This window comes from Streptosporangium sp. NPDC001681 (assembly GCF_040298085.1).
GTDB lineage: Bacteria > Actinomycetota > Actinomycetes > Streptosporangiales > Streptosporangiaceae > Streptosporangium.
In genome coordinates this window covers 14,912-34,844 of the sequence record NZ_JBEOZN010000013.1, presented here as the reverse complement: position 1 = coordinate 34,844, position 19,933 = coordinate 14,912, and the positions used below count along the sequence as shown (strand labels likewise).

Here is a 19,933-nt window from a genome sequence, read left to right as displayed (position 1 = left end):
CTGAGAGATCTCGACTTGCCGAGACTTGCTGACAACCATGAGGGGATGCCGCCCTTCGTGCGTCAGGCGGCATGGGCGCGTAGTGCCGCGATGATGATCTGCGTGGTCGTGGCCTCGCCGTCGCGGGCCCGGACCTTCCCGAGGAGGTCGGTTAGTTCGTCGTGTTCGGCGGCCGTCACGGTGAGGATCAGGTCCGCAGTGGTGCCCGCCTTCGGACGAGGCGCCGGGGAGGTGTCCACCTGGCCGCCGTCGTCTTCGTCTTCCTCTTCCTCGAGGTCGTCTTCCTCGTCGGGGGGTGGCGAGCTCGGCTGGCTGCTGCTCGCGCTTCCCGGTTCGGAGACAGGCGGGGTGCGAGGGGCCGCAGGCTGGTCGTCGACGACCTCGACGCCGCCGAGGTCGTCGAGCAGTTCGGTCAGGTCGTCGTCGGACCAGCCGGTGCCGTCGAGGTCGGGCAAGCTCTGCAGGAGGTCGGCGAGCACCTGATCGTCGTAGCCGCCGAACTCCGCTGTGCGGTTGTCGGCCAGCATGATCCTCACGGCCGCCTCATCGTCCACGTCTAGGAGAAGTGCGGGAACCTCGGCCAGGCCCTGCTCTCGGGCCGCGATGATCCGGTGGTGCCCAGCGAGGATCCGCATCGTGCTGCGCTGGATGAGGGGCGCCCCGTAAAAGCCGTTCGCTTTGACTGATTCGGCGATGACTTGCGTGTCGCCGTGGTGTGGGTTTTCTGGGTGCGGGACGAGGTGGTCCACCTCGACTATGCGGTACGTCTGCTCAACAACGAGGCCAGGCACGGCATCTCCTGCGGAATTTTCGAATTAAGTCGTTCTCTACCTAGGGGCTTGGTAGAGTTAGAGCATGGAGAGGCAACCGAGTCCCCGCATGACGCTGCCCACGCAGCTCGTCCTGCGCGCCATGCTCGAAGATCCCACCCGCGAAATGTACGGCCTGGAGATCTGCGCTGTCGCTGGACTAGCCAGCGGCACTATCCATCCGATTTTGGCCCGCATGGAGGGCATTGGCTGGTTGGAATCACGTTGGGAAGAAGGAGATCCCCATGATCAAGGGCGACCTCGTCGCCGCTACTACCGGTTCGCTTCGGATGGCGCCGAACAAGCCCGCATCGCCCTCGCTCAGGCCCACACCAAGGTGACCAGCCTTATGGGGCTACAGCGGCGGCGGCTAGCTGGCGGTGAGGTGTGAGAAAGCCTTGTTTTCAGTTTTCGTTTAAAAAAAGTTCAAAAATTGATATTTGCATACGAGGCGCTTTACTGATCGCCGACAAATTCAACGAAAAGGAGTCTAGTGAGCTTGCTTTAGCCGCTATAGAGACCCGAGAAACCGTTACTAGAATCTGTGAATTAATCGATGGCCTCGATCTTCAAATTTCTTTTCGCATCACCAAGGATGCGACGTTCAGGGCTACGGAACGCGAACTAGCATCTGATTTGCTAAATCACTTCAACCGGGCCGATTCGTTAGCTGATAAACCGGAAAAGCGAGATTTCTTTGAAGCTTGCCGCATGGTGCATTTAGTGGCCAGAGTGCTTGCGGAGCGGCTTAATGAAAAAAGGGTGCGGGTATTAAAATCCACCGAGATCGCTTCCAAGCGGATCTCGGTGTCTAAGCCAGCGGGGCGTCTGGTTATCTTGCTCACGCGGGTGCTCCCCTTGCGACATCGGAACCGCTATATAGAGGAATTGCGCGGTGAGCTATGGGAGTTGGCAGCAGATGATGTCTCAAAGTGGGGTCAATTCATGTACGCGGTGCGGCAGTTCACCCGAGTCTGGGAGCTTCGTGTCGAATTGCGGAAACCCGCCCAGCACAAAGCGAGGGCATGAAAATGGATTTCTTACCTAGCGTTAGTTTAACCAGACCGATCGGACTGTGTCGCGGACCTGTCAGCGGTGGCGTATGAGCGAGGAACAACTCCTTGAACGTGTACTCGGTTGCGCCACCGACCTCAAATACGCGATTGATGACACTATTAATCGTGCCCACGACCTCGACCAAGCCTTTGTTCTCGATTCCAGCATCATCCTTGACGTCGGCGTCGACTTAACCCATATGCACTCTCACGCCCTTGATCTCTGCCTTGAATTCGCCAATCATATCCGCTACGCCATAGACCGAGCCAAGACTCTCGACCTCATCAGCAACCTCGACTTCGTCAGCACCCTCGACCTCGCCCATGACCTTCATTACGCTCTGCGGGGGCCTCGCGATCTCGCCAAACAACTTAATTTTGACCGTGCTTATGTCCATGCCCTCATCGACACCCTAAGCAGCGCCAGCGATATTGTCGGAGAGATCGTCAGTACTCTTGATTTGAAACTCGCCGTTCTTTGGGAAGTTGAGCGAATTAACCAAGCACGCACAACTAGCTCGATCGAGGCGCCCACTCGTGTGACTGTTGCACCGCTGGCACAAAAATTGGTCGATCTTACAATGCGGGCACTTCCCGTAGCACATCGAAGACGCTACATTGAAGAGTTGCGCGCCGAGTTGTGGGACTTGGCTGCAAAGAAAGCTACCCCATCTATGCAGGTGCTGTACGCAATTCAGCAATTGGGCCGCGTATGGCAATTGCGCTGTGAGTTGCATGCTCCAGGTCATCGCCGATTTGAGGTGTTGCACCAGGCAGTGTGTTGGGTGCTGGCTTCGCAGGCGCGGACGTGGGGACTGATCGGCTTCGTGACGATCACGGCTCTGTTCGACGTGGTCCTGCAACAGGGCCCGGGGTCAGCGTTCTTCGCGGTACCGACTCTCGTGGGTTTCCACTCGGGAGTGGAGTGGCTGCGGAAGCGCTGGAACGTGACGGTCGAGAGTCGGAGTCGGTCCGAGGACGAATAGCGCAGAAGGTCAGTTCCCAGCCTTCGGACAGTAGCCGTACCGGGAGCGTATCGTCGACATCTTGGCGGCGATGGCCGCGTAGGCGTTCGTTGTCCATCGGTCCCGCGAGGTTCGAGCCGTCCCGCCAGCGAGGCGTGTGTTGCGACCAGCAGCTGCTCATGGCCCAGACATGCCAACGGCAGGATGCACACAGCTCTTATCTTGAGTAGGTAAGATAAGAGCATGGCAGAGATCAAACGCGTCACCCAGCCGACGCTGGATGTCCTAGAGGTGCTGCTCCGCGCCCACCAGGAGGGCACTACGATTCACGGCTGGGCGATCATGAAAGAGGTCAAGCGCTCCGGCCCGACCGTCTACAACGTGCTCGACCGACTCGAAGACGCCTGCATGATCAGCGGCGAGTGGGAAGAGGTCTCCCCTGAGGAGAACCGGCCGCGCCGTCGCCTCTACCGGCTGAGCGGGGCGGGTGTTCCCGCAGCGCGTGCGCTGCTCGCGGAACGGCGTCCGGCAACGTTCAAGGCCAAGCCCGCTTTCGGATTCCTCCAGCTCGACTGGATACGTGCCCTGCTGGTCGGCGGTAACCGGTGACCGTAGGGGAAATCATCTTCGCCATCGGCGGTGGCCTCTTAGTGAACGAGTGCTGTGACCTCTCCCCCTGGGCGGCCCGAAAGGTCGTCATCTGGTCAGCGCGCCTACGCTACGGCAAGTCGGATCGAGCTGATATTCGCGTCGAGGAACACGCCGCATTGATCGACACTAGGCCCGGGAAGTTGTTCAAGCTGGTCACGGCATTGGCATTCGCCTGCGGAGCAACAGCTGTTCGAACGCAGCGGACCATGCTCCTCGCGCGGCTTTATCTCCATGTAACAGGCAACGAACCAACGAATGGCACGCCGAACAAAGCGGTAACGCTCGTTTACCTCAGCAGCCAGGGGTCAGCTACCGAATGCACGATCAAGGAACGGAGGGAAATCCTCGTAGTCTCGACACAACTATCTGTCGGCGTGGACCTTGGACCGGTTGACCACATCTTCACGCATGTCACCCCTGCGGATAACCTGCTACAACTCCCCGGGCGCGTAAACCGACGCTTCAACGGTTGATCCACAGAGACTCGACAGCGTGGACTCGGGCGTCGGAGGCGGACTGCCTCACCCGGTAGTCGATGCGGCGCCATCCGGCCAGGGCCTCGTCATACAGGGGCGAGCGGTAGCCGGACAGGACGATGCCGCCCCGGCACCGGGTGATGAGGTCGAGGAGGCGGCGGTGCTCGGGCGCCTCGTCCATCTCCTTGACGTAGTGGCCGGAGCCGAACGTGTTGCGGGTGGACCGCAGGTACGGCGGGTCCAGGTAGAACGTGGTTTCGGGCGAGTCCATGCGGCCGATGAGCTCGAAGGCGTCGACCTGCTCGATGAACGCGTCCCGCAGGCGAGCGGCGTGCCAGCGCAGAGCCTGGCCGGCCCGCTTGGAACCGGCGGGGTTGTTGACCCTGGTCCGCGACGTCGGCCGCCGCCAGGACGCCCCGGCTTCCCCGGATCGCGACTGGCTGCACTGGATCCACCAGCGGCGGGCGCGTTCGAGGTCGGAGGCCGTGGTGTCGCCGAGCTTCGCGGCGGCGTGCTCGGTGCGGGCGTAGGGGGTGAACTGGATGGCGCGCTGCAGCGCCTTCGGCTGGTCGCGGAGCATCCGCATGAAGGTGACGAGGTCGCCGTTGAGGTCGTTCAGCGTTTCGATCTTCGCTGGGGTCTTCGCGAAGAACACGGCGGCGGATCCGGCGAAGGGCTCGCAGTAGACCTCGTGGGCGGGCAGGAGGGACACGATGAACGGGGCGAGGCGGCCCTTGGCGCCGTAGTAGGAGAACGGTGGGCGTAGCACCACGGCGAGGGGCCTCCGTATTCGGTTTTGTCGGTATGTCGGCAACCAGGGGAAACGCTCTGAGATCGTTTCTAGGCTGATCATCTTCTGAGTGATCGCGTCTACGCGCGTGTCCCTGATTGCCTGTCAGAAACGACTACAGGGACGCGCACGCACGCGCGTCCCTGTCCGGAAACCGACCGTACGCGAGGAACGTCTGATTCCGTCCCCGACCTACCAGACTCGGGTCAGCTTGAACTGCTGCACGTCGTCGGCGCCCTCCACGGAGAACCGGCAGCCACTACACACGGCGTCGCGCTTCCACGACCCCAGGTTGATCGCCCCACAGTGATGGCTCCAAGCATGCGTAGCAGCAGCCACAGGGCCTCCCGGTTCAGTAGCCGACGCGATGAGCTGCGACGGGTCATCCTCCAGTCGTAGCTCTGACCTGGGCGCGCCCAGCGAAGGACGTCCGAAGTGCTCGATCTCCAAGCCGAGGATCTTCGTCGGTGGACGCTCACGGTACCGCTGGAACAGCCCACCGCCACCCGGCTCCTGCAGGTTGCAGCTCACGCACAGCAGGCCCCGAACCAGGTCGGTCGCGTGGTCGTGATCCCAGACCTTCTCACCATCACGTCCGCCGCAGACTCCGCACCGACCGTCCTGCCAGTAGGTCAGCGCGGTTGTCGGCTTGTCGTTTTCCAGCGGCCCCAGCCGAAGCGGCCAACCCCAGCAGGCTGGTTCGCGTGCATCCCGCCACAGCTCCATCGCGGCTTCCTGCTCGGCGTCCACCGCGTCGAGCCGCGCGGACTCCGCCCGCTCCTCGACAGTCAGGTGGGCCAGGCAGGCCGGACGGTAGAACGGCACCAACGCCCGGCACGGCTCTGCCGTGACCTTCTTCGGTCGGCCGCAGCGATGCGTAGTCGGCTGCCCGCGCAAGCTCCGCTCGGTCTTCTCCCGCGCACGGTCGGGCACCGGCACCTCGCGCCAGTTCGTCACTGGGTCACCTCGCGCGTGTGCGCCGCCTCGCCGCGGGCGAACTCCTGGCCCAGCTCGTAGGCCGGTGACCGATCGAGCGCATCGCGGGCCCGGTCGTAGCGGCGGGTGGTGCGAGGGTCGGCGTGGCCGAGGAGGTCCTGCACGACGTGCAGCGGGTGTTTCTCCAGCAGGTGCGTGGCGATCGAGTGCCGCAGCGAGTGCGGAGAGATCGAGTCGCCGTGCGGAACTCCGGCCTTGACCGCGATGCGACGTAGCAGGCGGAAGATGGACGGCTGATCCATAGGCTTTCCGGTGTCGGTGCGAAACAGCGGACCGTCGTCGACGCCGCGCACTTCGAGGTAGCAGTCGAGAGCGACGGAGGCGTACGGCGGGATGATGAACCGCTTCGTGTTCTCCTCACCGCCGCCCTTCACCGGGAGGTCGATCACCCGGTGGCCACGGTCGTACCCGAGAGCGGAGCACTGGGCTCCGATGACACCGCCGACCCGGCACGCGGTCACCACGAGCATGCACAGCAGCGCGTACGTCCGAGGCGTCTCGTAGTCGTGGGCGTGGGCGAGTATCCGGTCCAGCTCGTTCTTCGACAGGCCGCGCGTCTTGGACGCGTCGGAGGTCTTCGGCCGGTCCATCTTGGTGAACGGGTTGCGGGCGGCCTGGCCGGCCCGGACGAGGTAGTCGTACCAGGACGAGGTGGCGGCCAGTCGTCGTGAGCGGGTCGATGCGGCCAGGCCGCATTCACGGAGCGCCGAGCTGTACAGGTCGGCCTCGGATGGAGCAACGTCGGCCGGGTGGAGGCCGCGGCCTTGGAGGTAGGTGATCCACCACCCGAGGTCTTGGATGTAGCCGCGCTTCGTCGTCTCAGAGGTGCGCTTCTCACTCGACAGCCACGCACCGGTCGCTTCGAGCGCCTTGATGGTCATGCCGTTGCTGCGCATCAGGTCGGCGAGTTCGTGCGGGGTGCGCGCGGGCGGCGTTCCTCGGAGGAGAGGGCCCGTCGCGGGGGCGAGATCGGCCCCTGAGGGGATTTGATGATCTTGAGGGGTCACGTAAGCGACAATACATGATAAGAGACATTGTCATGTATCTTTAACGATCATGAACGCGTGACCAAACCGAACGCGATTCGAGGCGCTGAACGCCCGATTCCAATTCGATCACTCGCCGCTGGAGAACAAGCCGAACGCGATGCAATGTGGGAATGAAGCTCCGAAACAAGCTCACGATGGCCAGCATCACCCAGTCGATGGCATCGATCGTCACCACCGGCATCGTGCTGTTCGTCGTGGCTGGGGTTCTCATGTCCGGCTGGTCACCGGAACAGCTCAGGCAGTTCCCAGGTATTGCCACCATGGCGGGCCTCATGCTGGGATTGCTGCTCCTGTACTTCTGGATAGCGCGAGTTGCAGACCAGCGCGTCAAGGAGGCGGCGGAAGACCCCATCGAACTACTCCGGCGCCGAATTCAGCGCGTCAACTCGGCGTTCACCGAAGCGGCCGCTCTTATGGACGAGCTCCGGCGCAGCCTCGAAGCGCAAGAGACCGCACGCGAGGCACTGGTCGCCGAGGCCGAACGGCAGCAGCAGCTTCTCGCAATCGACCAGGAGCAAGCCGAGAAGATCCGGCAGATCCTCGTCAGCGAGACCAAGGAGACCATCCGCGCCGAGCGGCGTCAGCAGTGGATGTTCTTCGCCCTTGGCTTCGCTGCGTCTGCTCTGGCGTCCATCCCCATCGGCATCTGGGTCAACAGCATCAGCTAAGCCGCCGCGGCCGCGAGCTCCGCGCGGAGCTCGTCGCGCCCCTCCGGCGTGACCGGCACCGGATCGCCCCGCCAGATGCAGCCCTCGATCGTCGCGAGATCCGCGAAGTCGTACACCACGGCGCGCTCCACCCGAGCATCGAACCGGCGAACGTCATACCGGCGAGCCCACTGACGAATCGTCACCACAGACCGGCCCAGCCGCGCCGCCGCCATAGCTGCCGTCACAGGGGACACAATCACCCCCGGACAACAGAAAAGCCCCCAAGCAAACAGCTTGAGGGCACACGTCTCTCCGTCGAGCCGAAGTGTTACACAGCCGCTGACCAGCCGCAAGCCGGTAGCGGAACCGCTACCCGGCTTCGTCCGCGACCAGGCCCCGCTCCTCCACCTGCGACACATGGCGGCCGCACGCCGAACACACGAAGAACCCCACCTGGGCGTCCCAGTTCAGCACCCGCTCACCGCACCGGCACCGCGCCGGCGACCACCCAGGCTCCTCACTCAGCCGCCGCAACCAGCCCAACGCCACATCGACCAAACCCACCAGCTCGGCGTGGGCGAGCACCCCCTCCAGGTGATCCACCAGATACGACACCGACCGCGACCGCACATCAGCGCCCCGGCCCAACGCCGATCGGGCCGGCCACCTCACCGCGCGGCGATGCCCATCCTCGAACCGCAGCAAATCCCCCACCAGATCGTCCAGCAGCTCCGCCACCGGCGACACCGCAGGCTTCGGCCTCGACCCCGACACGCGCGACCACTTCGTCGGCGGCCGATGACCATCCACCTCCCTCGCCGCCTTCGACGCCAGCACGTCCACCTCCAGCAAAGCCGACCGCGTCGACGCCCGGCAGAGCCCACACACCAGCGGATCCCCCGGCAGCCACACCACCGCAGGCGTCACCGGCTCCGGCGGGCACTCCCCCACCTCACCGCCCAACACCCACGCATCCACCGCATCCGCGTGACGCTCACGCGCAGCCAGAAACTTCCCCCACACCTCGCGTGACCTGGCATTACACGGACCCACACACGCAACCGACACGCACACCTCCCGAGGGAACCGAAGACCCCACACACTACAAGATCATTTACTTTCGTCGAGAACCAAGACGGAGGCACCCCCGGCCCCCTGTCGGCACGGAGGGGGCGGGGCGCGCGAAAGCGCCGGTAGCGGAACCGCTACCGGCGCTCACGTGCGGGTTACGCGCCTGGCGGTCGCGTCGCCTTCGCTGCGAGGCGGTCACGCGTCACGCGCGCCGCGTGCGTGAGGCGGGCAATGGCCTCGTCGGCTCCCTGTCGCGCGTAGGTGGCAAGGTGCTCTAGGGCTTCCAGCGTGGCCAGCACGTAGGACGCTCGCTCGCTGTTGGCCGTGTAGTTGGAGTACTTGCTCCGGACGGCGTTGCTTCGGGCCTGAGACATGGCGCGACTCGCGTACGCGACCGTGACGTGTCCGCTCTCCTGGGTGTTGACCATGATCTCCATGGGCGACTCAAGCACCGTGAGGACGTGCCCGATCTCTCCGGCGGCGGTCCTCACCAGGACGGCGAACCCTTCCGGGTCCACGATGGCTGACAGGCTGATCTCGCGCGGCTTGACGCATGAGAGCTTGTTCTTGTTCGGCCTGGTCAGGATGTACGCGCGGGCGTCGCAGCATCGGCAGACCCCGCCGATGATCCAACCGCCTTTCTTGCTCTGACGGTTGCCGGTGTACCGGACGTAGGTTCCCGGCGGGGCGTAGGCGCGTAGGGCGTCGGCGCTTCCCCTGGTCGCGTTCACTGCCTCCGTCAGGAGGTCCATGCGGCGGTCACACGGGGTCGCGATGCTGCACGAGGTGCAGACGTCGTCATGGGTGCGGAACGCAACCCATGCGGCGCGGGCCTTCTCTGCGGCGTCCTCGGCCTGGGCCAAAAGCGGGTTGATGGTCATGATCTGCCTTCCGTGGCGTGGTGGTGGCTGCGGGGGCGGGTGCCCGTGCGTGGCTCGCACGGGCACCCTGGGGACTAGTTGGCGGGGGTGTCGGTGGTGGTGGGGACGGTGAGGCGGAACGTCAGCTTTCCGGCCTCAAGGGCGGTGTTCACCATGTCCAGCGTGATCACGCCGGACGCGAGAGCCTCCGCGATGACGGCCCTAACCGGGGTGTCGATGATCTCGCCGGACATGCCCGCGCGCTCCATGCCGCGCACCACGTCAACGGCGCTCTTGGTTGCGGCCTTGGCCGCGTCCTCACGGGCCTTCTTGGTCGCGCTGTCCCTGGCGGTGGCGCGCTTGATGGCGGCCTCCGTCTTGTTGGTCTCCGCCAAGAGGGACATCAGCTCACTGTCTGACGGCTCCCACATCGCGAGAGTGTCGGTGGGCTTCAACCCCAGGTAGGCGAGTCCGGCCTCTCGGTGCTGCATGGCCTTGAGGCGGGGCGGAACGGCGTACTTGCCGCCACGCTTGACGTTGCCTTCCTTGTCGCTCGTCTCGGTCGCCTCGAACGGAACGACCCCGTCCAAGATGCCTCCCTGCCACTGGGGGACATCCGGGCGGGCGCCCTGCACTGCGGCGCGCAGTGCGAGCGCAAGGGGGGAACTGTTGCCGATGACGTGACCCTTCACTGCCTCCGACAGGGTGGTGAGAAGGGCTTCCATGCGGGCCGCGTGGATGGCGGCGGTCTCGGTCTCGACGTCCTCGACGGTCGGCTCGGTCGCGTCGGGCTCGACGGTCGGCGCGTCGGGGGTCGCGTCGGTCGGCTCGACGGTCTCGACGGTCTCGACGTCAACGGCCTTGGCGGCTTTGTTGCGGGCGGTGTTCGCCATGTCAGGCGTTCCTTTCGGGTGGTGCCCCGGCGCACGGTGCGCCGGGGCGGTTGGGGTCTAGCGGTCGGTGTGGAGAACTGCGGTCGGCTCGTCGCCGGTCGCGTCGTCAGTAGCGGAACCGCTACTGACGTGCTGAGCCTTGCGCCGCTTGGCCGCAATGCCCATCCCGGCGATGCCGACCAGGAGGGCTACGCCGCCAAGTGCATAAGGCAGGTAGGGCGTGGTGTCCGCGACGGTGTCAGCGTCAAGGGCGGTAGTGCCGTCCTCCGTGCCGTCGTCCGTGGTCGGGTCCGGGGTGATGCTGACCCGGTCCCGGTAGGTAGAGGACGGTTCGGGCGTGGGTCCGGCGGGCCCCTGCGGTCCGGTAGGGCCGATGGGTCCGGCGGGTCCGGCGGGTCCGCGCGGTCCGGTGGGTCCGGGCTCGCTCTTACCGGTCCCGTTACCCGAGAGCCCGCGCGGTCCGGTGAGTCCGCGCGGTCCGGTGGGGCCGGTCTTGCCGGTGGCTCCGGTCGGTCCGGGCTTGCCCGTGGGGCCGGTCGGTCCGGTGGCTCCCGTGGGTCCGGCGGGTCCCGTGGGTCCGGCCATGCCGTCGTTTCCGGCGGGTCCGGCGGGTCCCTGCGGTCCCTGAGGTCCGGCGGGTCCCTGCGGTCCCTGGGGAAGGGCGGACGGGTCCGGGGTCGGGCCTGCGGGTCCCTGGGGTCCCATCGGTCCCTGAGGTCCAGCGGGTCCCTGGGGTCCGGCGGGTCCGGGGTCCCCCTGTGGTCCCTGCGGTCCGGGCTCGGCCAGCAGGGAACGAACGGGGTCGGTCGCGATGATCGCGCCTAGCGGTGTCTGGAGTGCGGCGAACGCGAGCAGGGCGCCGGTAGCGCCTGCCGTGATCGTCGCTCTCGTCTGTGTGTTCATGGGGAGGACGCTATGGTCACAGCCCCGGAAATTCGATAACGGTTCTACGCCAGCTTTATAACGGTTACAGTACGACTCTCTGACCTGGGGATTCCTGCCCCGCCAGCCGATCAATTCGCACACACATTCGATAAAACGCACTGTTCCACACGTTGTGCGTTGGCACACTTCCGGCCACTTTCGCGGCAAGCGAGCAGCCTGGCAGTCTCCCCTCTCTCGTTTCCTCACCAAAGCTCTGTGATCGCTTCTAAGTGCTTTGGATCATGCAGGGTACTCCTCGTACCAGACATGCCCTGTTCGTCTCTCGGTGACGCTCTGAGAGCGTTCCGTGTGGTGCGTTGGTCTGCGTCGTGTGCGTCAGACGCGTTCTGATGCGTCCGGAACGCCAAAAACCCGTCAGCGACGAGGGGGCCCTCGGGGTTCGCTGACGGGTTTCCGTGGTGGGGTGGCGTGATCTTACGCCGTTTCGGTGCTCATCTGGTCGGCTCGTGTGGTGCCGCCAGCGGCGTGGTCGCGAAGCAGCTTCTCGAGCTGGGTGGCGCGTCGAGCGAGTTCGGCCAGCTGGTCGGCTTCTTCAAGGAGCTGCTCCGGTGTTCGGCTGATACCGCCGTCGTAGGGGTCGTTCTCGTGCCCGCTGGTCTCTTCGGCTCCGAAGGGGTAGTCGTCGAGGCTGACGTACTTGGCGAGGTCAAGGCGAGCGGCGTCGCGTTCTTGGGGCAGGACGAGGGTTGGCCATTCGTCGCGGATCTTGAGTGCGAGTTCCCATGAGTCGGGCCAAGGCTCGATGAGGCCGTTCTCCCAGTCGCGATCGAACAGCTCCCGGGCAGGTTCGGAAAGTGTGCTGCGAAGAGGCGTGAACTCAGGAATGTCCTCGGCATACGGCAGGTTATCGCCGAGCTGCTTGAGGAAGGGGTCGTCGGCGGCTTCAGCGGCAGCGAGGCGGGGGGCGCGTTCGGTGAGCCAGGCCTGGTAGTCGTCGGCGTGGTGTGTGGGGCAGGGGCCGATGGCCGCTTCTTCGTAGTCGCAGTTGCAGTAGGTGGCGGTGGTCATGGTTCATCCTTTCGCTTTGCTGTCGGCGGCGCAGCCGATGCAGGGCTGCGCCTGGTGGTGGATGGTGCAGCGGCGGCCAGCGCCGACCGCCGCGATGGTGGGCTGGGGCAGGTAGGGGCGGGCATCTTGTTGGAGTGCGCGTCGGAGGTAGGCGCTGCGGTCACGGATGGGGCCGCGGGCTTTGCCGAGGATCGTCTGCCGGACCCATGCGGCGTGCTGGGTGGTGACGGGGTCCGGCGTGAGCGTAGCGAGCAGGCGGGTGATCATTTCGTCCAAGGCCGAAAAGTCATGATCATCAGTCCGGTCGCCGACCACCCCACTACCTGTAGATGACTGACTAGATGTAGTTGCACTAGGGACCGGGACGGGACGGGACGGGACGGGGTTACGAACATCGTCCGAACGTTCCGCGAACGTTCGCAGCATGTTCGCACGAACATCTGACAGGTCAGGAGCAGGAACCAGCTCACGCGATTCCGACGTTTCCCCTGATGAATCAGGCTGCTCACGTCGCCGCGCCCGCAGCTTCCGCATGCGTTCCCGCGCTGCCTCCCGATCCTCGCGCACCTCCTCAGCAGTGGGGTTGTAATCAGCCCAGTCATGAAAAGTAAAGCCCTTGTCAGTGCGTTCCCACAGGCCCGACGTGACCAAATCCTTCGCGAGACGCTTCGCCCCAGGCATCAACCGAGGCAACACAGCGTCCGGAATGAACCCCTCCGTGAGGTTCGCCGACGACCACGACCCAGCCACCACCCACAACCCCAAGGCCGCCGCCTTGGTAGGCATGACCTTCAGGTGCGAATGGAACGCGTCGTCGACCTTGAACCACGGCATGCAGCCGCCTCACCTTCGTGTCGTTCAGTGGAGCCACCGAGGGAAGAGGCGTCCAGCCACCGTAAGCGGTTCCGCTTCCGGCGGTCATCTCGGCCGCCGCCCCGTCAGGTCGTAGATCCTCCGCTTGGCCGGGTCGGACAGCACGGCATACGCCTCCGTCACCTCCTTGAAGCGAGCCAGGTCGGCCGGATCGGGGTTCACGTCCGGGTGCAGCTCCCGGGCCAGACGCCGGTACGCCTTCTTGATGGCGGCCTGGTCGGCGTCCACGTCGACGTCGAGCACCACGTAGTAGGCGCCCGCCGCCGGCGTGGCCCTCGGCGGCGGCCGCCGCGGCGGCGGCTTCGGCCGAGGAGGCGCTTTGCACGTCGCGATGTGCGGCATCATCAGCCGCTCATACGGCAGCAGCGGCCGGTCAGCGGTGACGCGACGCGAGATCAGCTTCCCGCGCACGTCGCGAAACACTGCGACGTTGCCGTCCGGGTCCGGCGCCAGGTTCACCGCGAACGCCATTCCGGCTTCGGTTTGCGTCCACCGGACCTTCTGCCCGCACGGCCGTTTCCCCCGGTACCCCCGGCACAGGCCGACGTCAGCCTTGGAAAACACTCAGCTCCTCCGCGTCGGGAGCGGTTCCGCTACCGGCGTGCTGCCGAGGCCGAGCTTGCCGAGCATGGTGTTGATGAGGTCCAGCTCAGCCTGGGCTTTGTCGCGGTCGGCCACCGCCTGGCCCAGCTCGGCGCGCACCTCGTCCAACTCGGTCAGCAGGTCCGAGCGCTCCCCCCGCGCCTGGTCGAGCGCTTTCTCCGCGTCGACGGCGCGCTGCTCGGCGGCGGTGATGCGCTGATCCAGGGCGCGCAGCGCGGCCAGCGCACTGCCCGGGGCCGCGGCCGGCTCGGGCTCCGGCTCGGGCTGCTGGGGTTCCACTCTCTCGAGGTCGCCCTTCTTCGCGGAACGGGTGACGGTGAGTCCTCCGTCGTTCCAGGCGTTCGCGAGCCACCACACCGGCGGCTTGGCTTTGGGCCGCTGGCAGTGGGTGTGCTCGGTGCGGTTCAGGTACTGGCGGACCTCCTGCACGTGGGCGTCGTCCCAGTCCTTGCCGATCTCCTGCACGATGTGGATGAGCGCCCCCGTCCACAGCACACCGGGAACGCCCGCGTTGGTTCCGTGCCGGTCCCCCTGCTTGCGGGCCTCGTCCCGCAGGAGCTCCCACAGGGCTTCCGCGTCGCCCGCGATGTTCCGCACGGGGCCGGTGCGGTCGATGCGGGCGGTCTCAACAATCTTCGGCACGGCCTGGTTACCTTCGCTCGGGTTGGTGGGGTTGGTGTGTGAACGGGTGAGGTGGGCGATGACTTCGGCTTCGCGGGCGTGCAGCATCTCGGCGACTGGCTGGGCGTCGAGGTCGCCGTGCACGTGGAGGATTCCGCCCGACACGTAGGGGCGCAGGCCCTGCATGTGAGCGGCGGCGAGAAGGTCTTCGACCTTCCACCAGGTGTCGCGGGGCATGGAGTCTGTTCTCTCGGTGGCGGCGAGCATGAGGCTGGGTGCGGGGCGGAGACTGCGGAGCTGCGTGCGGAAGTTATCCAGGGACCGACCGGCCCCGTTCTTCGGCAGGAACTTGACCAACCCTGTGGCGAGGTTGGTGACTTTCCACTTACGGCCGTGGGACTCCACGAGAAGGTCGTGTTCCTCGGCTTCTTTGTCGAGCAGGTCTTTCACGTCGGTGGCGCGGCTCATGACGCGGGCCTCTTCCACACCGGGACACCGAGGTGGTCAGCGAACGCGGCCGTCCCAGCGGCGCCGCGCGACTTCTCATGCAGGTGAGCGAGCATTCCGTGCGGGCCGCCCCGCCCGAGGACCAAGCCCAGCATGAGGCCGCCCCGGAACAGGCCGGCCGTGCGCTTCAACAAGGGCACATGCCACGGCGCGGGGTGGGTTTCCACGGTAATTCCGGGGGTGAGGGTCGCCCACGCGTAGGCGTACCGGTCACCTCCGGCGGGCTCGTCCTTCTCGACGTTGTATCCGACGACGAGGTGGAACGGGCCGACCCGCTTCAAGACGTCGTTGAGGTCCTCGTAGACCCGTTCACGGCTCGCGCCGCGCCAGCCGGTGTAGAGCAAGGTGAACGGCCTGGGCCCAGACCAGTTGTCGACCTCGGCGTCGAAGTTCGCCAGCACGTGCGTGGCCAGGTCGACGCTGATGGGGTAGTTGGCGAGGATCCCCTGGAGGATGTTGCCCAGCTGCTCTATCTGCTCGGTGGTGAGGATCGGCTTGTCACTCATTAGTTCTTCGCCTCCGTCTTGGCGTACTTCGCGCGCCGCGCCTCGTGGTCGACGTACAGCTGCAGCCCGAAGTTGGGACCCCGCCCCACGGGCATCCACTCGGCGGTCACAACCCCCTTGGCCAGGTCCTGGGTCTTCAGGACCACCATCAGGTCCGCGAGGAACATCGGGAACAGGTGGCCTTCCTCGTCGATCCACGTGACGTACGTGGCCCCCCCGACCCGGATGGACTTGCCGAGGGTGAGGGTCGCGGTGAACCGCTCGGCCGGCCGCCTGTGGATCGTCTCCTCCGGGTGGAGGTTGCTGTATGCGACGGGGTTGCGGATCAGGTTGCCGAAGCTGTCGTAGGGGATTTCAGTCATGCGGGTTGTCCTCCTGGTCGTCGTTCGCTGGTTTCTGCAGGAGCTGGCGGGCGAGCGCCACACCCCTGTCGTAGGTGTCCGGCCTTGGTCGTGCCGTGTTCTTCGGGGCCTGCCCGGCGTTGGTGCAGCGCCAGCCCTGGCCGCGTAGCGTCATCACGAACTCAAAGGCGAAGTCCGCGGGTGCGGGTCGCTCGGCCGTGTCCTGCTGGTCGCGTCCGTAGACGCGATGCGCGAGCGCCCGGATCGCGTCCTCGGTGTCCCGGTTCAACCCGGTCCCGCCGGTCACGATGCTTCCCGCGCGTCACGTAGCTTCTTGCGATGCAGCGTGCGGCGTTCCTCGGCGGTCAGTCCACCGCCGACGCCGTACTGGTGAGGGCCGAACGACAGGTTCCACTCCAGGCATTTCTCCATGACAGGGCAGGCATGGCAGATCTTCTTCGCTTTCTTCTCGCGGGCCTCACGCTTGCGGGTGCCCTCGGGGGGTTCGTCATCGGTTGGGCCGTAGAACAGGGAGAGGTCCTCTCCTCTGCATGCGGCGTCTTGGTGCCAGCCGACCGGGGCGATGGACCTGCGCCGTACCTGTGCCTTCTTCACTTTCGCCGCCGGTCCTCCAGCAGCCCGAAAGCGCGAGCCGCTGCGGCATGCCGCTCGACCGTACGCACGGACGTGCGCAGCTGGGCGGCGGCCTCCTCGTTGGACTTTCCGGAGCTCAGGACCTGCGCGCACTGCCGTACCTTTTCCATGCTGCGGGCGGTCGTCGGCATCCACTCGGGGCTTTTCCGCTCGGCCGGCGGCAAGAGCGCGTATCCGGCGTTGGCGAGAGCCTGCAGGATGTCGAGGGCGCTGGGCTGATCCGCCGCGAGTACCTCGTCAATGACGTCCGTCGCGGCGAGGTCGGTCGGGGTGCTCATAGCTGGTTGCTCCTGTTCCGCATGGGCAGGTCGAGGGGGGAAAATCGGTTCCTGGTGGCCGACGAGCTGGCCTTCGACGATGACCGGGATGCCGAGGTCGCTCACTGGGCCACCGCCGGCCAGCCCTTCACCTTGGCCAGCACCGCACGCTGCGCCTTGGGCAGGTCAACGACCGGGTATCCGAGCCAGTCGCAGCCCATCGCGCGGATCCACCTCATTGCGACTCCTCTCCCATACGCGACGCCCAGGTCTTGCCACGGCTGATCAAAGACACGTGGCTCTTGTGAATGCCGACCGCCCGCGCGATCAGCTCTTGCGGGACATCGGCCGATGCCAGCTCACGGATGGCGTCCACCTGATCTGCGGTCAGCTTCGCGCTGCCGTGCTCTTCGCCCTGGAGGGAAACCTGGCGACCCTTCTGATCCCGATCGGCGTTGTTATCCGCGATGGTGCCGAGAAACAGGTGCGCCGGGTTGCAGCACGGCGGGTTGTCGCATCGGTGGCAGACCTTCATCCCATCTGGGATCGGGCCGTTGGCGAGCTCCCAGGCGACCCGGTGGACGAGACGCATCGTGCCTCGGTCCCAGATCTGACGGTGGCCTGACCTCGTCGAGGCACCGCCGCTGTAGGGCCAGCACGCTTCCGGGTCCGACGTGTCGAGACGAGCAGCGAGGCGCTTACTCACTGGCGTTGACGAGCGGAGCCCCTTCCCCCGTCCACTCTTTTCAGCCACGGGAAACTCCATCGGGAAGGTTGATCTTGCCAAGTACGGACCTGTTCTTCGCGGGCAGCGGGAATTGGGGATGTCCCAGCAGGTCGAGTCCGAGCCAGCGCATCCAAGCCGCGTCGCACTCATCTTCGGTGGGGAACACCAGGCCAGTCCGGCTCTGCGCGCTGGTGGCCATCTCGCTCTTAGTCGCGCCCCCCTTGCCGGTGGCATAGATCTTGACGTACTGGACGTTGGCCAGCACGACTGGCACATCCGCCCGGTAGCAGGCCAGCCGGACCGCGCCACTGATCTCAGCGAGCCGGTGCGCGGCCGCGCTACGGATACCAGGCGCGTAGTCCTCGATGACGGCCAGGTACGGCTCGTTGAGGAAAAGCAACGCGGCGGCGCGATGCGCAACGTGGTCGAGGCGTTCCATGTCGTCGGCGAAGGTCCGCTTCCTGCCGGTGACCTTCTTCGCTTTGATCACCGCAGTCGTGCCGTCCGGCAGAGCAACTCCGGACTGCTCAGCGGCCAGGTCCCAGCCCATCACGCGGGGCAGCGTCACGGCTTGTCCTCCTTGTGTGTGTCGAGTTTGTGCAGGTCATGGTCGGTCCAGAAGTCGGACCACAGGGCGATGTCGGCGGCGACCTGCTCGGCGGGCTGCTGGGCCCGCTGGTCGCGGTCGGCCCGCTGGCGTCGGAGCGCGTCCCGGTGGAACATCCCGCCGAGGAGTAACGCCCCGACGGCGATCAGCACGCTGAGCGCACCGATCACCGCCAGAACGTCCCAGATCGCGTGGATCACGCAGCGTTGCCCGCGTACTGGGCGAGCTGCGCGCGGAGCTTCGTCTTCTCCGCCGTGGCGGTGAGCAGGTCGCGTTCGGCGCTTTCAGCACGGCCGACGAGCTGGGCGTTGTCAGTGTGGAGCTGGTCGACGAGTTCGGCCGCCGCGGCGTAGTGCGCTTCAGCGGTGGCCGCGCGAACGTGACCACGGCGGCGGCCGAGTTCGGCGCCGGCCATGACGCCGAGCGAGACTCCCACGGACAGGGACATCGCCGCGAGGACGAGCGCCCACATACCCGCGAACAGCGCGAGCGCCATGAGAGTAGCGGTTCCGCTACCGATTACCCATACTTTCTGAGTCGGCGTGAGCTTCATCGACCGGCCTTTCGGGAGGGGGTGGAGGCGCGGATCTTTTCCGCGATCAGGTGGGCGGACCGGTCGATGGAGGCCGCGTCGAGGGCCATGCGGTATACCTCGTCGACGAGTTCCTCGTGGCGGCGCAGTGCCCGGCGGTCAGCTCGGACGCCGCGGGCGCGGGTGTCGAGCCACTTCGTGAGCACGATGCAGGCCACCACCAGGGCGATGGCGCCGAGGAGGATCAGCGGCTTCACTGCTCACCTGCGTTCTTGGCCGGGGCCGCGCAGTCGTGGCCCCATGCGGCGGCGTTCATCTCGTCCAGGCCGGTACCGGCGTCGATCTGCAGCAGCGGCTCCTCGCAGCCGCCGCAGGTCAGCCACGGGTAACCGTTGTCGCTGTTGGTGTAGGCCGCGGGGCGGGGCGCGTCGAGGGCGTCCAGCAGGCCGGCCACGTCGGCGTAGGACGTGATGATGCTCATCGCTGCCTGCGGGCCGTGGTCACGGTCGGCGCGCAGCGCAGCCCGGATGCCTTCGCCCATCATCATGTGGAACTGCTCCATGCCCTTGGCGGTCGTCATCGGAGACCGTCCTGAAGTGCGGCGGTAACAGCGGGACGCGGAACCGCACCCCGTGAGCTGTGGTGTGCCTTGTCCTGCTGCAGCTGCCACAGCACCCGGACGGGCAGGTCGATGTCCAACTCGGCCACGACAGCGAGCAGAACCTGCGTCGAGGGGATTTCACCGGCTGTGATGCCGTAGTGGAACGCCTTGACCGGCTTGTCGTCGAGGCTGATCGGCACGTCGAACGCGAGCACGCTGTAGGTGCCCAGGCTGGCGTCCCAGCAGGCGCTGATGAAGCGCCCCTTCGGGCTGCCGGGAGGAGTGGGCAGCGGGTAGTGGGTCACTATGCGCTCCTGTTGGCGACACGGTCACGGAGGAAGTCCGTGCCGCTGTCGGTGTGGGCGGCCAGCTCGTAGGCGGCCACGTAGGCGGGGTACTCGGCGGCCAGCTTGTTCCGGTCCGGCGCGTCTGCTGCGGCGATGGCCGCCAGCAGACGCTGGTGGAACGTGCTGGAGATGCGGCCGCCGTGTCGGAAGGCGAGCACGTCGGCGGCGATCTGCGGTGTGATGTGTCCGGACGTCATCAGGGGGCTCCTGCTGTCGTTGTGGCGTGGACGGGGCGCGGGCCCGTTCGGCCCGCGCCCGAGGTGATCAGGTGGTGGCGTTCTCGCGGGCTTTTTCTTTGGCGTCGAGCTTGCGGAGCGCGGTCACGATGTCGCCGCGCCAGGCGTGGTTCGCGGCGGCGATGGCGTCGGAAACAGCCAGAGCCACGAGGAGGGTCTGCTTGTCGGTCAGCGATGCCGGGAACCGGCGGTTGCCGATCGCCAGGGTGGTTTCGGTGTCGGACAGTGAGCGGCCGATCCGCTCGGGGATCACGTCGTCGTACTCGACCACGATGGTTTTCACTGGGGGCTCCTGGTGGTGGC

At 66.0% G+C, this 19,933-nt stretch carries 32 protein-coding genes and 1 pseudogene; 6 read left to right on the top strand and 27 right to left on the bottom strand.

The window, feature by feature from the left end; genetic code table 11:
* Positions 1–62: 62 nt before the first annotated feature.
* Positions 63–791 carry a ParB N-terminal domain-containing protein gene (locus ABT130_RS08700; RefSeq protein ID WP_350953998.1) on the bottom strand — a complete coding sequence of 243 codons (729 nt, stop codon included), beginning with the start codon at positions 789–791 and terminating at the stop codon, positions 63–65.
* An 88-nt stretch (positions 792–879) separates the two neighbouring features.
* Between ABT130_RS08700 and ABT130_RS08695 the strand changes: the two genes are divergently transcribed.
* From ABT130_RS08695 to ABT130_RS08675, 5 genes are all read left to right on the top strand, one after another.
* Complete coding sequence (locus ABT130_RS08695; protein ID WP_350953996.1) at positions 880–1,200, top strand: PadR family transcriptional regulator; 321 nt, start codon at positions 880–882, stop codon at positions 1,198–1,200.
* Complete coding sequence (locus tag ABT130_RS08690) at positions 1,197–1,838, top strand: hypothetical protein (protein WP_350953994.1); 642 nt, start codon at positions 1,197–1,199, stop codon at positions 1,836–1,838. Before ABT130_RS08695 ends, ABT130_RS08690 begins: the two co-directional genes overlap by 4 nt.
* 73 nt (positions 1,839–1,911) lie before the next feature.
* A complete protein-coding gene (locus ABT130_RS08685; RefSeq protein WP_350953992.1) occupies positions 1,912–2,850 on the top strand; it encodes a hypothetical protein in 939 nt (312 codons plus the stop codon).
* 222 nt (positions 2,851–3,072) lie between these two features.
* The gene (locus tag ABT130_RS08680; protein ID WP_350953990.1) at positions 3,073–3,438 is read left to right on the top strand and encodes a PadR family transcriptional regulator; all 366 of its coding nucleotides are present in this window, start codon (positions 3,073–3,075) and stop codon (positions 3,436–3,438) included.
* Positions 3,435–3,953: a hypothetical protein gene (locus ABT130_RS08675; protein WP_350953989.1), complete on the top strand. Its 519-nt coding sequence runs from the start codon at positions 3,435–3,437 to the stop codon at positions 3,951–3,953. The genes ABT130_RS08680 and ABT130_RS08675 overlap by 4 nt, the downstream gene beginning before the upstream one ends.
* On the opposite strand, the gene ABT130_RS08670 is transcribed toward ABT130_RS08675, so the two are convergent.
* From ABT130_RS08670 to ABT130_RS08660, 3 genes are all read right to left on the bottom strand, one after another.
* Positions 3,943–4,728 (bottom strand): DNA adenine methylase, encoded by a 786-nt coding sequence (locus ABT130_RS08670; protein ID WP_350953987.1) that lies wholly within the window; start codon positions 4,726–4,728, stop codon positions 3,943–3,945. The two genes, ABT130_RS08675 and ABT130_RS08670, sit on opposite strands and share 11 nt — an antisense overlap.
* Before the next feature lie 210 nt (positions 4,729–4,938).
* Positions 4,939–5,703 (bottom strand): endonuclease domain-containing protein, encoded by a 765-nt coding sequence (locus tag ABT130_RS08665; RefSeq protein WP_350953985.1) that lies wholly within the window; start codon positions 5,701–5,703, stop codon positions 4,939–4,941.
* Complete coding sequence (locus ABT130_RS08660; protein ID WP_350953983.1) at positions 5,700–6,749, bottom strand: tyrosine-type recombinase/integrase; 1,050 nt, start codon at positions 6,747–6,749, stop codon at positions 5,700–5,702. Before ABT130_RS08660 ends, ABT130_RS08665 begins: the two co-directional genes overlap by 4 nt.
* A 152-nt stretch (positions 6,750–6,901) precedes the next feature.
* On the opposite strand from ABT130_RS08660, the gene ABT130_RS08655 reads away from it, so the two are divergent.
* The gene (locus ABT130_RS08655) at positions 6,902–7,459 is read left to right on the top strand and encodes a hypothetical protein (protein WP_350953981.1); all 558 of its coding nucleotides are present in this window, start codon (positions 6,902–6,904) and stop codon (positions 7,457–7,459) included.
* Here ABT130_RS08655 and ABT130_RS08650 read toward each other — a convergent pair.
* The 23 genes and pseudogenes from ABT130_RS08650 to ABT130_RS08540 all read right to left on the bottom strand — a co-directional run bounded on the left by ABT130_RS08650 (position 7,456) and on the right by ABT130_RS08540 (position 19,913).
* The gene (locus ABT130_RS08650; RefSeq protein ID WP_350953979.1) at positions 7,456–7,578 is read right to left on the bottom strand and encodes a hypothetical protein; all 123 of its coding nucleotides are present in this window, start codon (positions 7,576–7,578) and stop codon (positions 7,456–7,458) included. The genes ABT130_RS08655 and ABT130_RS08650 overlap by 4 nt on opposite strands.
* 232 nt (positions 7,579–7,810) lie before the next feature.
* Positions 7,811–8,419 (bottom strand): hypothetical protein, encoded by a 609-nt coding sequence (locus ABT130_RS08645; protein ID WP_350953977.1) that lies wholly within the window; start codon positions 8,417–8,419, stop codon positions 7,811–7,813.
* A 248-nt stretch (positions 8,420–8,667) separates the two neighbouring features.
* Complete coding sequence (locus tag ABT130_RS08640; RefSeq protein ID WP_350953975.1) at positions 8,668–9,393, bottom strand: hypothetical protein; 726 nt, start codon at positions 9,391–9,393, stop codon at positions 8,668–8,670.
* A 74-nt stretch (positions 9,394–9,467) separates the two neighbouring features.
* The gene (locus tag ABT130_RS08635; protein ID WP_350953973.1) at positions 9,468–10,265 is read right to left on the bottom strand and encodes a hypothetical protein; all 798 of its coding nucleotides are present in this window, start codon (positions 10,263–10,265) and stop codon (positions 9,468–9,470) included.
* 57 nt (positions 10,266–10,322) lie between these two features.
* A complete protein-coding gene (locus ABT130_RS08630) occupies positions 10,323–11,168 on the bottom strand; it encodes a collagen-like domain-containing protein (RefSeq protein ID WP_350953971.1) in 846 nt (281 codons plus the stop codon).
* Between the two features lie 456 nt (positions 11,169–11,624).
* Positions 11,625–12,218: a hypothetical protein gene (locus ABT130_RS08625; protein ID WP_350953969.1), complete on the bottom strand. Its 594-nt coding sequence runs from the start codon at positions 12,216–12,218 to the stop codon at positions 11,625–11,627.
* A gap of 3 nt (positions 12,219–12,221) precedes the next feature.
* Positions 12,222–13,052, bottom strand: a complete 831-nt coding sequence (locus ABT130_RS08620; RefSeq protein ID WP_350953967.1) for a hypothetical protein — start codon at positions 13,050–13,052, stop codon at positions 12,222–12,224.
* 105 nt (positions 13,053–13,157) lie between these two features.
* Positions 13,158–13,337: pseudogene (locus ABT130_RS08615) on the bottom strand (DnaJ domain-containing protein); the annotation flags it as partial.
* 318 nt (positions 13,338–13,655) lie between these two features.
* On the bottom strand, positions 13,656–14,783 hold the full coding sequence (locus tag ABT130_RS08610; protein ID WP_350953965.1) for a hypothetical protein: 1,128 nt from the start codon (positions 14,781–14,783) through the stop codon (positions 13,656–13,658).
* On the bottom strand, positions 14,780–15,328 hold the full coding sequence (locus ABT130_RS08605) for a hypothetical protein (protein WP_350953963.1): 549 nt from the start codon (positions 15,326–15,328) through the stop codon (positions 14,780–14,782). The genes ABT130_RS08610 and ABT130_RS08605 overlap by 4 nt, the downstream gene beginning before the upstream one ends.
* Entirely contained in the window at positions 15,328–15,690 is a 363-nt protein-coding gene (locus ABT130_RS08600) for a hypothetical protein (RefSeq protein WP_350953962.1), read from the bottom strand. Before ABT130_RS08600 ends, ABT130_RS08605 begins: the two co-directional genes overlap by 1 nt.
* Positions 15,683–15,976: a hypothetical protein gene (locus ABT130_RS08595; protein ID WP_350953960.1), complete on the bottom strand. Its 294-nt coding sequence runs from the start codon at positions 15,974–15,976 to the stop codon at positions 15,683–15,685. The genes ABT130_RS08600 and ABT130_RS08595 overlap by 8 nt, the downstream gene beginning before the upstream one ends.
* Positions 15,973–16,284, bottom strand: coding sequence for a WhiB family transcriptional regulator (locus ABT130_RS08590; protein WP_350953958.1), 312 nt, complete (start codon positions 16,282–16,284; stop codon positions 15,973–15,975). The genes ABT130_RS08595 and ABT130_RS08590 overlap by 4 nt, the downstream gene beginning before the upstream one ends.
* The gene (locus tag ABT130_RS08585; protein WP_350953957.1) at positions 16,281–16,601 is read right to left on the bottom strand and encodes a hypothetical protein; all 321 of its coding nucleotides are present in this window, start codon (positions 16,599–16,601) and stop codon (positions 16,281–16,283) included. Before ABT130_RS08585 ends, ABT130_RS08590 begins: the two co-directional genes overlap by 4 nt.
* Positions 16,602–16,815: 214 nt before the next feature.
* Positions 16,816–17,172 carry an HNH endonuclease gene (locus ABT130_RS08580; protein ID WP_350953955.1) on the bottom strand — a complete coding sequence of 119 codons (357 nt, stop codon included), beginning with the start codon at positions 17,170–17,172 and terminating at the stop codon, positions 16,816–16,818.
* Between the two features lie 154 nt (positions 17,173–17,326).
* Positions 17,327–17,875 carry a hypothetical protein gene (locus ABT130_RS08575; protein WP_350953953.1) on the bottom strand — a complete coding sequence of 183 codons (549 nt, stop codon included), beginning with the start codon at positions 17,873–17,875 and terminating at the stop codon, positions 17,327–17,329.
* The gene (locus ABT130_RS08570) at positions 17,872–18,114 is read right to left on the bottom strand and encodes a hypothetical protein (protein WP_350953951.1); all 243 of its coding nucleotides are present in this window, start codon (positions 18,112–18,114) and stop codon (positions 17,872–17,874) included. The genes ABT130_RS08575 and ABT130_RS08570 overlap by 4 nt, the downstream gene beginning before the upstream one ends.
* A complete protein-coding gene (locus ABT130_RS08565) occupies positions 18,111–18,410 on the bottom strand; it encodes a hypothetical protein (protein ID WP_350953949.1) in 300 nt (99 codons plus the stop codon). The genes ABT130_RS08570 and ABT130_RS08565 overlap by 4 nt, the downstream gene beginning before the upstream one ends.
* A gap of 53 nt (positions 18,411–18,463) precedes the next feature.
* Positions 18,464–18,703, bottom strand: a complete 240-nt coding sequence (locus tag ABT130_RS08560) for a hypothetical protein (RefSeq protein WP_350953947.1) — start codon at positions 18,701–18,703, stop codon at positions 18,464–18,466.
* On the bottom strand, positions 18,700–19,026 hold the full coding sequence (locus tag ABT130_RS08555; RefSeq protein ID WP_350953945.1) for a hypothetical protein: 327 nt from the start codon (positions 19,024–19,026) through the stop codon (positions 18,700–18,702). Before ABT130_RS08555 ends, ABT130_RS08560 begins: the two co-directional genes overlap by 4 nt.
* Entirely contained in the window at positions 19,023–19,352 is a 330-nt protein-coding gene (locus ABT130_RS08550) for a hypothetical protein (RefSeq protein WP_350953943.1), read from the bottom strand. The genes ABT130_RS08555 and ABT130_RS08550 overlap by 4 nt, the downstream gene beginning before the upstream one ends.
* The gene (locus tag ABT130_RS08545; RefSeq protein WP_350953941.1) at positions 19,352–19,591 is read right to left on the bottom strand and encodes a hypothetical protein; all 240 of its coding nucleotides are present in this window, start codon (positions 19,589–19,591) and stop codon (positions 19,352–19,354) included. The genes ABT130_RS08550 and ABT130_RS08545 overlap by 1 nt, the downstream gene beginning before the upstream one ends.
* Before the next feature lie 67 nt (positions 19,592–19,658).
* A complete protein-coding gene (locus ABT130_RS08540; protein WP_350953939.1) occupies positions 19,659–19,913 on the bottom strand; it encodes a hypothetical protein in 255 nt (84 codons plus the stop codon).
* Between the last annotated feature and the right edge of the window lie 20 nt (positions 19,914–19,933).

Coding starts and splice junctions, on each gene's coding strand:
- ABT130_RS08695 (WP_350953996.1), top strand. CDS start 880: ATGACGCTGCCCACGCAGCTCGTCCTGCGCGCCATGCTCGAAGATCCC.
- ABT130_RS08685 (WP_350953992.1), top strand. CDS start 1,912: ATGAGCGAGGAACAACTCCTTGAACGTGTACTCGGTTGCGCCACCGAC.
- ABT130_RS08680 (WP_350953990.1), top strand. CDS start 3,073: ATGGCAGAGATCAAACGCGTCACCCAGCCGACGCTGGATGTCCTAGAG.
- ABT130_RS08655 (WP_350953981.1), top strand. CDS start 6,902: ATGAAGCTCCGAAACAAGCTCACGATGGCCAGCATCACCCAGTCGATG.
- ABT130_RS08640 (WP_350953975.1), bottom strand. CDS start 9,393: ATGACCATCAACCCGCTTTTGGCCCAGGCCGAGGACGCCGCAGAGAAG.
- ABT130_RS08635 (WP_350953973.1), bottom strand. CDS start 10,265: ATGGCGAACACCGCCCGCAACAAAGCCGCCAAGGCCGTTGACGTCGAG.
- ABT130_RS08630 (WP_350953971.1), bottom strand. CDS start 11,168: ATGAACACACAGACGAGAGCGACGATCACGGCAGGCGCTACCGGCGCC.
- ABT130_RS08625 (WP_350953969.1), bottom strand. CDS start 12,218: ATGACCACCGCCACCTACTGCAACTGCGACTACGAAGAAGCGGCCATC.
- ABT130_RS08620 (WP_350953967.1), bottom strand. CDS start 13,052: ATGCCGTGGTTCAAGGTCGACGACGCGTTCCATTCGCACCTGAAGGTC.
- ABT130_RS08610 (WP_350953965.1), bottom strand. CDS start 14,783: ATGAGCCGCGCCACCGACGTGAAAGACCTGCTCGACAAAGAAGCCGAG.
- ABT130_RS08605 (WP_350953963.1), bottom strand. CDS start 15,328: ATGAGTGACAAGCCGATCCTCACCACCGAGCAGATAGAGCAGCTGGGC.
- ABT130_RS08600 (WP_350953962.1), bottom strand. CDS start 15,690: ATGACTGAAATCCCCTACGACAGCTTCGGCAACCTGATCCGCAACCCC.
- ABT130_RS08585 (WP_350953957.1), bottom strand. CDS start 16,601: ATGAGCACCCCGACCGACCTCGCCGCGACGGACGTCATTGACGAGGTA.
- ABT130_RS08580 (WP_350953955.1), bottom strand. CDS start 17,172: ATGCGTCTCGTCCACCGGGTCGCCTGGGAGCTCGCCAACGGCCCGATC.
- ABT130_RS08565 (WP_350953949.1), bottom strand. CDS start 18,410: ATGGCGCTCGCGCTGTTCGCGGGTATGTGGGCGCTCGTCCTCGCGGCG.
- ABT130_RS08555 (WP_350953945.1), bottom strand. CDS start 19,026: ATGACGACCGCCAAGGGCATGGAGCAGTTCCACATGATGATGGGCGAA.
- ABT130_RS08545 (WP_350953941.1), bottom strand. CDS start 19,591: ATGACGTCCGGACACATCACACCGCAGATCGCCGCCGACGTGCTCGCC.